The sequence below is a fragment of the Actinomycetota bacterium genome, assembly GCA_040754375.1.
GTDB lineage: Bacteria > Actinomycetota > Acidimicrobiia > Acidimicrobiales > AC-14 > JBFMCT01.
Genome location: JBFMCT010000062.1, coordinates 1 through 13,376, shown reverse-complemented (window position 1 = coordinate 13,376; position 13,376 = coordinate 1). Strand labels below are relative to the sequence as shown.

The 13,376-nt window shown below is 73.6% G+C and carries 10 protein-coding genes; all 10 read right to left on the bottom strand.

Going from position 1 to position 13,376, the window contains the following annotated elements:
* Positions 1-545 precede the first annotated feature (545 nt).
* Positions 546-5,360 carry a helicase gene (locus tag AB1673_16525; protein MEW6155569.1) on the bottom strand — a complete coding sequence of 1,605 codons (4,815 nt, stop codon included), beginning with the start codon at positions 5,358-5,360 and terminating at the stop codon, positions 546-548.
* Positions 5,361-5,455: 95 nt separating this feature from the next.
* A complete protein-coding gene (locus AB1673_16520) occupies positions 5,456-5,830 on the bottom strand; it encodes a TnpV protein (protein MEW6155568.1) in 375 nt (124 codons plus the stop codon).
* A gap of 203 nt (positions 5,831-6,033) precedes the next feature.
* Complete coding sequence (locus AB1673_16515) at positions 6,034-7,041, bottom strand: hypothetical protein (protein MEW6155567.1); 1,008 nt, start codon at positions 7,039-7,041, stop codon at positions 6,034-6,036.
* Positions 7,042-7,171: 130 nt separating this feature from the next.
* A complete protein-coding gene (locus AB1673_16510; protein MEW6155566.1) occupies positions 7,172-8,704 on the bottom strand; it encodes an ATP-binding protein in 1,533 nt (510 codons plus the stop codon).
* 226 nt (positions 8,705-8,930) lie between these two features.
* Complete coding sequence (locus tag AB1673_16505; GenBank protein ID MEW6155565.1) at positions 8,931-10,130, bottom strand: SCO6880 family protein; 1,200 nt, start codon at positions 10,128-10,130, stop codon at positions 8,931-8,933.
* Complete coding sequence (locus tag AB1673_16500; GenBank protein MEW6155564.1) at positions 10,127-10,405, bottom strand: hypothetical protein; 279 nt, start codon at positions 10,403-10,405, stop codon at positions 10,127-10,129. Before AB1673_16500 ends, AB1673_16505 begins: the two co-directional genes overlap by 4 nt.
* Entirely contained in the window at positions 10,402-11,715 is a 1,314-nt protein-coding gene (locus tag AB1673_16495; protein MEW6155563.1) for a hypothetical protein, read from the bottom strand. Before AB1673_16495 ends, AB1673_16500 begins: the two co-directional genes overlap by 4 nt.
* 16 nt (positions 11,716-11,731) lie before the next feature.
* Positions 11,732-12,262 (bottom strand): hypothetical protein, encoded by a 531-nt coding sequence (locus tag AB1673_16490; GenBank protein MEW6155562.1) that lies wholly within the window; start codon positions 12,260-12,262, stop codon positions 11,732-11,734.
* A gap of 110 nt (positions 12,263-12,372) precedes the next feature.
* Positions 12,373-12,699 (bottom strand): hypothetical protein, encoded by a 327-nt coding sequence (locus AB1673_16485; protein MEW6155561.1) that lies wholly within the window; start codon positions 12,697-12,699, stop codon positions 12,373-12,375.
* A 346-nt stretch (positions 12,700-13,045) separates the two neighbouring features.
* A partial coding sequence (locus tag AB1673_16480; protein MEW6155560.1) for a hypothetical protein occupies positions 13,046-13,376 on the bottom strand: 331 nt, incomplete at its 5' end.

The window sequence follows — 13,376 nt, the reverse complement described above, 5'->3', positions numbered from 1 at the left end:
CCGTTCGTGTGGCACAAGACCGCTGAGCAGATCCTCGAGCGCATCGCCGGCTACTGCGCTGCCGTCAACGAGGCGACCGGCTCGTGACTCACCTGTTTAGTGGCGCTTCAGCCTTACAGGACACTAGTCGGCCCTGCCCGTTTCGGGTGGGAGAGTGATCAAGTCCATGAAGCTTCGCTCGGCGAGCTCGTTTCCACTGTCGCTGCCTTCTGGGGCCGTTCTTGAACTCTGCCGTCGCCGCCGCTGACGGCGCGGAGGCGGGTTTGGTGAGGAGAGCGTCGATGACGCCGGTGAGGTGGGGATGTCGGGTTCCTGAGCGTCGAAATTCGTTGATGCCGGCGAGGCGGTCGCCGAGGGCTTCGTCAGCGGCGCTGCGGAGCGGGCGGCGGGTATGCCCCGTCGGCGGCTCATCCCGAGCCCCGTGGACCTGCTTGAGGTCGACCCGGCGGTCCTTAGGCCGGGCTGCTTTCGCTTACGAATGCGAACTGTGTACACCCGTCGAAGCGTAGGGCTCGGCGAGATCACCGGGTGAGCCGGGCGTAACCTCACCACGCTCCGAGGTCTGGACCGGGTCGTGCAGCTTCGGGTCCTGGCCGGTCGGGGGCCGGAGCCGGGTCGGGTGCAGGTGCCGAGGCCCGGCCGTCGTCGGGGAGGAGGGCGGCCTCGATCTCGGCTTGGCGGGAGCGGAGGAAGCGGAGGCGGTCGTCGTGGGGGAACGGGGCCCCGAGGCGGGCCTTGGCGGCGGTGGACTCGCGGTTCACACGGGCGAGGTCAGCGCGGGTCTGTTCGAGGGTGTCGTCGAGGCCGCGCAGGCGGTGTTCGAGGCGGGAGACGAGGCCGAGGGGCTCGAGCCTGGCCAGCTCCGTCCCGGCCAGGCGCAGCGCTACCGGGGTACGGGCCAGGCGCAGCACGAGCTCGGCGTCCCCCGGACCGGCCCGTCTGGCCAGGTGGACCGTGACGCCGCCCAGTTCGCCCACCACCCGGGCCTGGTCGTCGCCGCGCCGCAAAGTGTCGACGAGCACCCGCTGCAAGTGGGCGCCAGCGTCGGCCCGGGCGGTGTGTGTCGTCCCCTCGACGGTCATGGCGAAGTTGTCCCCGGTCGTCGGGCGTCGGCGGTCGAGGGCCTCCTGCAGCGCCACCACCTCGTCCCCCAGCCGCGCCGCCGCCTCGGTGCCGCGGGCCAGTGTTCGTGACAGCCCGGCCTGGTCGCGGTCGTGGGCCTGGCGCAGGCGGACGAGCCGGGCCAGCTCACTGTCGACCCCGGCCTTCTCCAGGATGAGGGGGTTGCCGGTGGCCAGAGCCTTGACCTCGGCGTAGCTGAGCGCCGTCTCGCCCATGTCGTCGTCGACCTCGCGGCCGACGATCTCCCCCGACATCACCTGGTGGATGAAGGCCGCCTTGCGGGCCACCGTCTGCCAGGAGTACACGTCGAACGACTCCTGGGTGACGTAGCGGACGATCTCCACCTCGGCGTTCTGGTTCCCCTGGCGGACGGCCCGCCCGTCGCGCTGGGCCAGGTCGGCAGGGCGCCAAGGGCAGTCCAGGTGGTGCAGGGCCGTGAGGCGCGCCTGCACGTTGGTCCCCACGCCCATCTTCTCGGTGGACCCGATCAGCACCCCGACCCGCCCGTCGCGGCAGGCTGCGAACAGCTCGGCCTTGGCCCGGTCGTCGCCGGCGTCGTGGACAAAGCGCACCATCCCCGCGGGCACGCCACGGCGCACGAGCTGCTCGCGTAGCTCCGAGTAGGCGCTCCAGCTGCCGTCGGGCTTGGGGGTCCCGAGGTCGCAGAACACGACCTGGAGGCTGCCGGGCCGGGGGTGGGCCCGGCCGGCGTCGTCGAGGTAGGGCCGGTCCCGCTCGACGTGGAACCGCCGGGCCACCTCGGCCGCGGCGGCGGCGATCTTGCCGCCGGTGGGGTCAGGTGTACCGCCCACCAGCCGCAGGTCGAGGGCGGCCTTGCGGCCGTCACCGGTGACCTTGAGCATGTTGTCCTCGTCGGGGGCCACCCGCCGCTGGCGGATGTCCTCGGCGCGCTGCACCAACGTGGCCACGTAGTCGCGCAGCTCGTGGGACGCCTCCACCACCACGGTGCGGGCCTCACCGCCGGCGACGGCGGGCACGTCCAGGTCGAGCTGGGCAGCACCCCGCACGTCGGCCACGGCCCGGAACATCGCCAGCAGCTCGGGCACGTTGGCGAAGCGGGCGAAGCGGGTGTTGAGCCGGTAGGAGCCCCCGTCGGGGGCCAGCTCGAGAGCGGTCACGGTCCGCCCGAAGTTGGCGGCCCAGGCGTCGAAGCCGCCGATGCCGGCCTCGGCCAGACGGCCGGGCTGCAGGTAGGTCTGGACCACCCACATCTCGGCCAGGCTGTTGGCGATCGGCGTGGCGGTGGCGAACGTGGCCACCCACTCGTCGTGGCGCGAGCGCAGGTAGCCGAGCTTCATGGCCAGGTCCTCGGCCTTCTGCGAGCCGGCCCCGCCGACGCCGGGGACCCGGCTGGCAAAGGCCAGGTTCTTCCAGCCGTGGGACTCGTCCAACGCTATGTAATCGATACCAGACGCCTCCCAGGTCACGCCGTCGTCGCGGCGGTCGGTGGCCAGGAGGCGTTTGTGGCGCTCCTCCATGCGGGCGACCTGCTCCTCCAGGCGCTTGACGCTGAGGCCGGCGGTCGAGGCGGCGATGGCCTGGCGCAGTTCACCGATCTGCTCGGCGATGAAGCGCCGCTGGGTCTGCTCGGAGACGGGGATGCGGGCGAAGGCCGAGGCGGTGATCACCACGCCGTCCCAGTCGCCCGTCGCGCAGCGGGCGATGAACTCCTTGCGCCCCGCCGGCGACGTGTCCTTGGGGCTGGCCACGAGGAACCTGCCGGCCGGGTAGAGCTGGGCGAGCTCGCGCGAGAACTGTGAGACCAGGTGGTTGGGGACCACGAAGGCGGGCTTGCGCACCAGCCCCAGACGCCGCTGCTCGAGGACCCCCATGGCCAGTGTTGCGGTCTTCCCGGCCCCCACCTCGTGTGCCAACAGGACCGTCGGCTCGCACACCATGCGCCATGCCGCGTCGCGCTGGTGGCGGTGGGGGGTAAAGCTGGCGGCCAGGCCGGGGAAGCTGAGGTGGCCGCCGTCGTAGGTGGGCACCACGTGGCTGTTGAACAACCGGTTGTACGTCTCGACCAGGCGCTCGCGCCGCCCAGCGTCCTCCCAGGCCCACGACCGGAATCGCTCCCCGATGGCCTCCTGCTTCTCCCGGGCGGCCACAGTCTCGCCACCGTTGAGGACCCGCCGCCCGTCGTCGAGCGTGTCGTAGACGCTGGCCGGCGTCTGGTTGAGCGACGCCAGCACGAGGCTCGGGGCGTCGGCGCGCGGCGTACCCCACTCGCTGCGCGACGCCACCCGGCCCCGGTCAGCGGTGCTCACCTGGAGGTGCCACGTCGCGGTCTGGGGCGTGTACTCGACGACCGGGTCGCTGCACCCGAGGACCTCGACCATGAACCGGGCGACATCGGAGGCGGGGACCCAGGACGAGCCCAGGCGGGCGTCGATCTCGGCCGGGCCCAGGTCGGGCGGGAGCACGGCCTCCAGCGCCTCCACGTTGGCCCGCCACCCTGGGTCGGATGCGGCCGCCGCCCCGGCTGCCGCCAGCTTGGCCCGGACGTTGCCCGACAGGTAGCGGGAGGCCTCCACGAGGTCGCCCGTCGCAGGGTCGTCCCACACCAGGCGGCCCAGCTCGGCGCGGGCCTCGGCCTCGGTCGTGCCCAGGAGGTCGGCGATGTGGGACAGCTCCGGCCGCCCCCGCTCGTCGAGGCAGATGGCCAGGGCGTCCTCGGCGGCATCGGCGCCGCGGGCCGGGGCCCGGGGCACGAGCATGCGCCCCCCTAGGATGGGCGCCTTGCGAGCCGTCCGGGCGTCGGGGTCGAACACCTCCAGGGCGCACAGCGACGGGAAGTCGGGGTCTTCGCGGAACCCGCCCATGGCCGGGTACTGGCGGCGGTACAGCTGTTCGCCGGTGCCGGGGTGGGTGCGCCCGGTGCGGGCCAGGGTGAACCTGTTCAACGGCCCCCACCGGGCCGAATAGGCGTCGTAGAGGCGGTTGAGCTCGGCCCGCTGGGCCTCGGGGGCGGCGTCGTCGGGGTCGGTGCCCTCCAGGTCCAGCAGGCGGACCAGGGTGTCGCGCATCGCCACCAGCGCCGCCAGCTCGAGGGCGTCCTTCTCGGGCCGAGCGCGGTAGGCGCTCAAGCGGCCCTCTCGGACGCGGGCGAAGCCTCCCCGGGGCCCGGCCACGATCGCCCCCTCCTTGTGGCCGACGGCCTCGGGCCCCGGTGCCGACCAGCCGACGGCGGTTGCCGCCGCACCCGGGCGCGAAGGTGACCACCTCAAGCCCGCGGCGTCGGCCTCGGCCACGATCCCCGCCAGGGCCTCCTTCATCTGCTCGGCCAGGGGGGCTTCGGTGGCCCGCACATCGAGGTCGTGGTGTGAGTACTGGCCGCCCCCGGCCACCAGCGTGCCCAGCACCCGGTGGGGGCGGTCGGCGAAGTACTCGTTGACCTCGACGGCCCCGCCCTCGGCCTCGACCGTTCCCACGCGTTGCCACGCGACCTCACGGGGCTGGCGCCCGTCCTCCCGGCGCCGCAGGACCACCAAGTCGGTCACCGCGTCGGTCCCCGCCGAGGCCCGCAGCGCCCCGGCCGGGAGCCGCAGCGCCCCCACCAGGTCGGCCATCTCGGCCATCTCCCGGCGCGCCGAGGGGTTGCGGGCGTCGAGGGTGAACCGGGACGTGAGCACGGCCACCAGCCCGCCTGGTCTGGTGAGGTCGAGGGACTTCAGGATGCAGAAGTTGTGCAGCGAGTGGCGCCCACGGTTGTGACGGGGCGAATGGGGCACCACCTTGGAGAAGGGCACGTTGCCGACCGCGGCGTCGAAGGTCCCGCTGCCGAACGCGCTGTCCTGGAAGCCCTCGGCCCGGACCTCGGCGTGGGGGTAGAGGGCGGCGGCCACCCGGGCGGTGGTGCGGTCCAGCTCCACGCCGACCATGGCCACGTCGAGGTCCTCGGGAGCCAGGCCGATGAAGTTGCCCGACCCGCACCCCGGCTCCAGCACCCGCCCTCCCTCGAACCCGAGGTCCCGCAGCAGGCCCCACACCGCTCTCACGACCTCGGCGGACGAGTAGTGGGCGTTGAGCACGGTGCGGCGGGCGGCGTCCCACTCGGTGTCGTCGAGGCGGGCGCGCAGGTCGGACCGTTCGGTGGCCCAGCGCTCGTCCTCGTCGTCGAAGATCCCGGGCAGCGCCCCCCATCCCGACCACCGGGCCAGGACGGCCTGCTCGTGCGCGGTGGCCGGCCGGGCCTGGCGGTCGAGCGTCGCCAGCACGTCGAGGGCCTCGAGATTGGCCCGGGCCTTGGCCCGCAGGCCCGAGGGGGCGAGGTCGGCCTGTCCGTGAGGGCGGAAGACCGGCGGCGGGAGGCTTAGGTCTCCTCCACCTCCGGCGACCAGAGGTCGCTCATGTCCGGGATCAGCGGCTCCCAGTCCTTCTCCAGGTCCTCGTCCTCGGTGCCCTCCGGCGGGAAGTCCTGGTAGAGCTCCGAGAACGCCACTTCCTCGGCCATGAGGCGGCCCATGTTGGCCCGCCCCAGCTCCTCCAGCCAGCCCTGGGGGTCGGAGGTCGTCGCCCCCGTGACCGGGGCCAGCCCCTCCACCCGGTCCCTCAGCTGGTCCCCCAGGTCGGTGAAGAAGCCGATCGGGTCGGGGATCTGCGCGAACCGCTTCGGGCAGTGGTCCCTCACGTAGGCCATCGCCCGGGCGCCGTAGGGGCTCATCTGCCCCAGCGGCCCGTCGTCCATCGGGGCCATCGTCGTCGCTGGCACCGGCCTCGGCAAGAAGCTCCTCGAAGCTGAGCTGCTGCCCCTCCCAACCGGGGCGCCTTCTTCCCTGCGGCACCGGCCTCGCCTCATGCCCCAAGGCTAGGGCGAGCCGACGACATAGCGGTGGCTTTGCCGATCACCTGTCGCCCTGGGGCCGCCGGGGCACCGCGGCGTCCGCGGGCTCAAAGGCCGGTCTCCAGCTCGGGGGCGGACGGGGTTGGCCCGTCGGCGTCGGGTGCCGGCGCGGGCCCATGTCCGGGCACCGGCCGGGGGCCAGTGTGGTCGAGCCCCTGGCCCAGCCGCTCGTGTGCCGGGGCGAGGGCGGTGAGCTCCCCCCGCAGCAGGGCGCGGGCCCCGTCCTCGTCGAGCCCCAGGCCGGCAGCCACGTCGGCCACGTCCTCGCCCCTTTGGACGACCAGGGTGCGTAGCTCGGCGGCCACGGTCGCCACCGAGGCCTCGGGCGCCTCCCCCACGACCGGGAACGGCCCGGCCCCTGGGCCGGCGCCGGCCAGCGCCGGGGGCCCGACAGGGTCGAGGGGCTCGATGTAGCGGGGCCACAGCTCCGGGCCGTAGGCGTGGTCGATCGAGCGCGCCGCGTCCGCCCCGAACAGGTCGTAGGGCGTGCAGTGGAGGCCCTCGCACAGGGCCTGGACGTGAACGATGTCCACCGACTCGACTTCACCGCTGAGCACGCCGGCCGCCCACTCGGGCTCGACCCCCAACCCCCGGGCGACGGTGGCCACGTCGTCGCCGGTGTCGACGATGAGGGCGTGCAGCTGTACGGCGGCGGCCGCCGCGGGCACCGACCACGCCGGCCGGGTCGTCGGGCTGCGTTGGGCCGCCACCAGTTCGTCGCGGGCCCGCTCGAGGCGGCGCTCACGCTCGGACAAGGCACGTTCGTGTTCGGCCAGCTCGGCTGCCCGGTCGGCCAGGGCGACGGCACTGGGCCCGAACAGGCGAGGCCGTGGGTGATCGTCCTGGGCCGCCCCCGGACCGGAGTGAACGGTCGGGGACCGGGGAGGACCGGCCGCCTCGGCGGCGTGGGCCAAGGCCGCCGATGCCGCCGCCAGCTCCTCGGCGGCCCAGCGCAGGTCGCTGGTGGTTAGTTCACGGGCCCACTCCCGCACCCGGGCCCGCAGCTCGGGGTCGGTCGGCCCCTGTCTTGTCACCGGGTGTGCGCGCTCGGCCATGGCACCTCCTCCGTCTGCCGGACCTTCGGCTGCTGGGAGGCTTGCCTCCCCGGCGGCGGCCCGCCTTGGGGTCGAGGACTGCGCCGCCGCGCGTCCCGCTGCGATTGCGCCGTTCTCACGGAACGACCAGCTAGACCAAGACGCGCGAGTCGGTGTCGCAGAACCACTTTTCCCTCTCGCCGATCACGTGCTGGACGACCGCCGTGTGGTGGGGCCCGACCTTCCACAGCGCCCGGCCCTGGGCCAGGCCCCTCAGCAGCGCAGCCTCCCTGGCGGTGAGGTCGAGCAGGGAGGTGGCCTCGGCCACCTGGTCGCTCTGCTGGCGGAAGATCACCCGGGTATCGGTGTCGCCGAGCAGCCCCATGGCCACCTTGGCGGCCGCGCTGCCGTCGTCGGCCTGGGCCCGCAGGTCGGAGATGCGGTGGGCCACGGCGATGTTTGCCACCCCGTAGGCCCGGGCTAGCTTCCAGCAGCTCTGCAGGTACTTGGCCGTGCGCTCCGATCCGAGCAGCACCCAGCACTCCTCCAGCACTTGGTAGCGGCGGGGCACGTCGGTCCCCTCGGGGGTGGCCAGCAGGGCCTGCAACCAGGCGGTGGCGGCGATCATCACCAGGGTCAGGGCGTCGGGGTCCTGGTGGATGGCCGACAGGTCGATAACCACCCCGCGGCCCGACCAGTCCACCCGGGTCGTCGAGGTGCCGTCGAACATCCCCCGCAGGTCGCGGTCCAGCAGCTTGCCGAGGGCGAAGCGGGCGGCGTCGACTGAGCGGGCCAGTTCGGCAACCGTTGAACGGGCACGACTGGCCATGTCTGCGGTCGGGTCCTCGAGCAGGCGGGCCACGTCGAGGAGCGTCGGCGTCCCCTCGCGCCGGCCCGTCACCTGCTCGACGGCCCAGCCGATGGCCGCGTCCTCCACGGGTAGGAGGTCGCGGTGCAGGACCGAGGCCACCAGGGCACCCACCAGCGTCGTACGCCGGGCGGCCAGCTCGTCGGCGCTGGCCCACTCGCCGGAGGGGCCGGGGTCGAGCGGGTTGAGGCGGGTGGGCCCGCCCCGGTAGAGGCGGAGGACGTCGAGGCCCAGGGCCTGGGCCAGCGGCCCGTACTCGCCCTTGGGGTCGACCACCGCGCACCACCGATGGCCGACCCGGGGCGAACGCAGCACCCCAACGGACCGGTAGAGGAACGTCTTGACGGCCGACGACTTGCCCGAGCCGACGTGGCCGAAGATGACCATGTTGGGGCTGCTGATCACGCCCTGGGTGTAGAGCTCGAACTGGTCGTAACAGAAGGCACCCCCTCCCGCGAGCTCGTCGGTGCCCAGGACGACCCCCCGGCCGCCCAGGCCCTGCTCGGCCTGGAACGGGTAGGCCGAGCACAGGTGGGCGGTCGTCGCCCGGTGGCGGGGAAGGTGGAGGCCCGGCCGCCAGAAGGCCCCGACCAGGCCGGGCCCGGCTCGCCGCCTCTGTTCGCCACCACCGCCGCCCCGCCGCCGAGGGGACTCGGGGCCGGCGCCATCCCCTCGACCGACCCGCCGCTTCTGATCCGCTGCTCCGCCGGCTCGCCGCTCCGGTCCGGCACCGCCGCCGGCCTGCCGCCGGGAGGACTCGGGGCCGGCGGCGGCCGCTCGGCGGGTCCGGGGCCGGCCCGACCGGTCCTCTCCCACCGTCCGGCGTCGGCCGGGCTGGCGGGTAGTCGCCCTCACCGGCCCGTTCCCGGGGACGGCCGCGCTGGCAACGGTCTATTGCCTCGGTCCGGCCCCCCCGTCGGCGGGTCGCCATGGGGGCTCGAGACCCGGCCCGACCGGTCGCTTCCCGCCAACCGGCGTCGGCCCGGCTGGCGGGTAGTCGCCTTCACCGGCCCCTCCCCGGGGACAGCCGCACAGGCAGCCCTCATGCTGTCACCAGCCGGTGCGCCAGTCCCCGGGCCAGTGGGAGGGCGGCGGCGAGGCCGTCGGCGTGGCGGCCCTGCAACGGCTGGAGCTCGACGTGGCAGCCCGCCGCCACCTCGACGAGGTCGGCGCCTGCGGTGTCCAGCTCGGACACGCTGGAGGCGGTCGCCGTCACCAGGCCGACGTACTCCAGTTCCGAGAAGCCAGACACCAGCTCCTCCTCCCGTTCCTCGACGGCCTGGGCGGCCCGGCGGTGGTAGGCGCCGACCCGAAAGCCGCTGCGTTGGCGCTGGCTGACGTCCGACTCGAGCTTGGCCGCCTGGCGCAGGATGGCCCGCTGGCTGACCCGCAGGGGCACGGGCTGGAGGCACACCGACACGGTCCTGACGCATCCGCAGAAGAGCAGCAGGTTGGCCATCCATGCGGGCCCGACGTCAGTGCGCGGCCAGTCACGGAACCACCACGACCGGTGGACCGCCCCGTCCACGCTCACCTGCGACCACTCCGTGCGCGCCCGGAGCGGCCCCCGGTCGGTCACGCTGGACAAGCCGGCACGCTCGGCCAGGCTGCACCCGGTGCCCTCCAGCGCGCTCATTATCGAGGGGTCGAGGCGGACGCGCACGGCCCGCCACAGCTCGCGCACGTCGAGCGGCCCCCACACGAAGAGGCCGGCCGCCTCCAGGCGCCGCCGGAGCTGGCGTACCTCCTCCAGGAGCACGGCGACGGCGGGCGTGACGCCCTCGCGTTCTCGCCGGCGGGCGGACGACCGCCCGCGGCGGGCCGAGACCACGACGGTCACCAGCACCTCGTGGCGGGTGGCGACCGGGGCCACGCTCCCTAGCACCTCGCGGTAGGACGCCTGCGCGGCGCCGGCCGGCTCGGCCGTGGCGTGCTCGCGCAGGTAGGCGTGCTGTTCCTCCATCCCCGCCGGCGCCACCCACTCAGACCACCTCACTTCGGCGACTGGGCTTCCTTCCCGGCAGAAGGCGGCGAGGGCGTCCCCCCACAAAGAGAGGAGCACCTCCTGTTCGGCGGGGTCGACGAGGGCGAACTGCCGGCCCCCCACCCGAAGCGTGGCCGCGTAAGCGCCTTGGGCGGGGTCGTGAACGACGCCCGCCTGGCCCCCGGCCGTCGGCACCGTCTCGAAGCGCTGGCCTTCGAGAGGCGGCGGCAGGGGAGGCATACGCGTCGCCGCGCTCATGGCGCCGACCACTCCTGGGCCCGCCGGCCTCGCCGCAGCCACTTCCACGCCGAGGGCAGCATCTCCACCAGGGGCCGGCCCCCGGCTCTTGCGATGGCCAGGACGGCCGAACCCAGGAGCAGGGCGCCCACCAAGGCCGGCGGCACGCCGAGGCTGAAGAACCCGGCCGCCATCACCAGGGCCACCCCGAGGGTAATAACCTGCGGGCCACCAAGACCGAGGAACCAGCCGGTACGGTCGGGCGGGCTCAGCCGGTAGGTGCGCTGTTCGTTCAACCCGGCTCGCCCCCCTGGCCCCTGCGGTCGCCCGGCGCGCCCACCGGCCGGGGTGCGCCTCGGGTCGAACCGTTGGCCTGGCCGGAGGCGGTACCGGCGGCCCGGACGTTGGCCGCCCCCGCCCCCGCCACCGTTGCTGAGGCGGCGACGCCTGTGCCCGCGACCCCTGCCAGTGCCGCGCCGCCTGCGGCCGCTCCTCCCGCTCCGCCTCCTGCGCCGGAAGGCCCGCCGCCGCCCGCCGCCCCGGCCACCGGGCCGCCGTTGGCGGGGCCCGGGCCGTTCGGGCTCGGTGCCCAGGCGCCTTGGGCCGGTCGGGAGCTGCTGCCGGCAAGGCGCTTGAGGCCCTGGGCGTAGTAGGCGCCCTGCATGCCCGTCTGGGCGGCCCGGGCCGGGCCCCGGGAGATGCCCTGGGCCACCACCGCGGCCTCGAACACCGGCAGCAGCTTGAGGACCATGAACGGCGAGATCGCCGCCATCAGGATCAGGGCCGTGCCCACGACCGCCCCCTGCACCGTCAGGCCCACCTGGCCGCCCAGGTCGTTGGGGTTGGGGCCGGGCGAGCCGAGGTTGCCGGGGCCGCCGCCGGCGAGGGCCGACGCCCCCAGGCCGAGGGCCAGGGCTATCGCGAACTTGGCGACGATGAGCGCCATCGCGATCCGCAGGAAGTGGTGCCACGCCCCCCGCAGCATCGGCCACACCCGTGCGGCGAGGATGATCGGGGCGAAGGCAACGAGCAGGTAGATCAGCGAAGAGCGCACGACCAGCTCGACCCACACCAGCATCGCCCCGAGGATGAACACGGGGATGATCATGAAGCCCAGAAGGCCGAGCTTGACGATGGCCTCCGGCTCCCCGAACGACAGGAACCGTCCCAGGTTGTCGGGCGCGGCCGCGATCACCGCGGAGGAGAGGCCGTCGACCGCCGCCAGCATGACGCTGGCCACCGCCGTCAGGGCAACCATGCCCAGGACCGAGGCCGGCACCTCGAGGGCCGCGCTCCGCAGCATCAGGCCGACATCGCCGGCCAGGACGCCTTGGACGATGGCGACCAGCAGGAACAGGAGCATCAAAGCGCTGGCGAACACCGCCACCGCGCCGAGGATCTCCTTGGTCCGGGGACTGGCGAACCAGCCCTCGGTGAGAGCAACCCCCGAGGAGTGGTCGAGATAGCTCATCACCTCGCTGACGATCTTGTCGGCGGCGTTGCCCAGGGCCTCGCCGAGGCGCCTGAGGAACCACTCGAAGATCGCCTTGGCTCCGTCGGCGAACTTGTCCGCGACCCACTCGCCCGGGCTTGGTATCAACGCCACCACGGCCGGCGTCGCCTCACGCCACCGGCTCGAACCCGGCCAGGCGGGCCTCGAGCTCTGCCGGGCTGGCCACCGGGTGGGGCCCGGGGGCGGGGGTGGGCCCGTGGGCCTCCACCAACGAAGCGACTCGCCACTGGCCTTGTTCGGGGACCAGCTCGTAGGTGTCGGTGACCCACTCCGCGTAGGTGGCGGTTCCCCGGGCCGCCACCACGCCGACGTACCAAACCTCGACGCGCATCGCCGTTTGGGCGGGACGCACCCGGGTGGCCAGCGGGGTCACCTGGTAGCTGAGGGAACCGGCGGGCCACCGCTCACGCAGCCGGTTGAGGGCAGTGGCGAACTCGTCTGCCTGTAGTTCGGCCGTCGCGGCCGACGCCATGGCCCGCCGGGCCGCGATGGCGTCGGCGTCGGCCATGGCCACCAAGGCCCCGCCGAACCGGCTGAAGGCGACGGCTGCTGACCGCGCCCCATCGGCGTCGAGGGTGAAGCCCGAGGGGACCGGCGTCGCCTCGGGGGCGACGATGCCGGCCGGGGCCCGCAGTGCCACGATGCCGTCGCGTTGAACTGGGAGCGACTGCTGCGAGGGGGTGCGGCCACAGCCAGTCGCTCTCAGGACCAGGACAGCGGCCACCGCGGGGGCCAGGCTGGCGCGTGGCCTCACGTGCGGGCCGCCGTGTAGAGAGTGTTGACGATCACCGGAGCCAGCCCGGTCAGGACTGCGCCTATGGCGCCGGCCGCGGCCAAGATCTTGCCCTTGCCCGCCTGGAAGCCGTTCCCGAACTGCTGGCTGACGCCCCAGATGCCGGCCCCGATCAGCAGGGAAGCCACCGAGCCCCACAGCCCGAACTGCCCGACCCAGTTGATCATCGTCTGGACCATCGACCCGCCCGGGAACCCGTCGGCCGTCGGTGTGACCTCGACCTGTGCTGAAGCCGGCGTGCCCCACAACGCCAGCACCAGCCCGACGGCAACAGTCGTGGCCATCACGAGCCGCGTGCCGCCCCAGAGCGCTCGCAACCGACCTGCCGGCCGCCAGCCCCGGCGGCGCCGAGACCCACTCCTCGACGGGCCCTGTGTGATCACCGCTACCTCCTGATCCTCGCCGCCGCTCATCCTCGCCACCAGAACTGGTGAGAGACGGCCCCGTCCGTGGCCGGGGACCACAGGAGTTCTGCGAGGCTCATCTCGCAGCTTGGGCTCGGGCCGACCGGCCACGACCCCAACCTCGTGGTCCCTGCGGCCCTCGTCAGCACCGATGGCACACGTACCCGGTGATCGTGGGCCAGCCGGGCGGATCAGCAAGCGTGTAACCCTATGGAGGACGGTCGCGTCAACGACCTGTCGCGGCGAACTCCTTGATCGTTGCCGACGCATCGGCTTGCGTGGTGGTGCGAGGAAGGTCGCCTCGGCTGTCCACGCGTACACGCGTGTGACCTGACGCATGTGCCATGAGCACTTGGTGAGGGGCCTTCCTCGCGCTCTTGCGCGAGCGCCGGCGCACCGGCGAGCGCTGACTTGTTCGATCGTCTCGAGCCCCCTCGAGCGTTGGCCGGCACCGCCGGCGGGCCAGCACGGCCGTCGTCTCGTCGATCACGACCACCGTGTGGCTGCTCGTGACGCCGAGGTCGATCCCGACGATTCGTCGGGTGGTCATGGTGTCG

Coding starts and splice junctions, on each gene's coding strand:
- AB1673_16520 (MEW6155568.1), bottom strand. CDS start 5,830: ATGGACGACGGGCCGCTGGGGCAGATGAGCCCCTACGGCGCCCGGGCG.
- AB1673_16515 (MEW6155567.1), bottom strand. CDS start 7,041: ATGGCCGAGCGCGCACACCCGGTGACAAGACAGGGGCCGACCGACCCC.
- AB1673_16505 (MEW6155565.1), bottom strand. CDS start 10,130: ATGAGCGCGGCGACGCGTATGCCTCCCCTGCCGCCGCCTCTCGAAGGC.
- AB1673_16485 (MEW6155561.1), bottom strand. CDS start 12,699: ATGGCCACGACTGTTGCCGTCGGGCTGGTGCTGGCGTTGTGGGGCACG.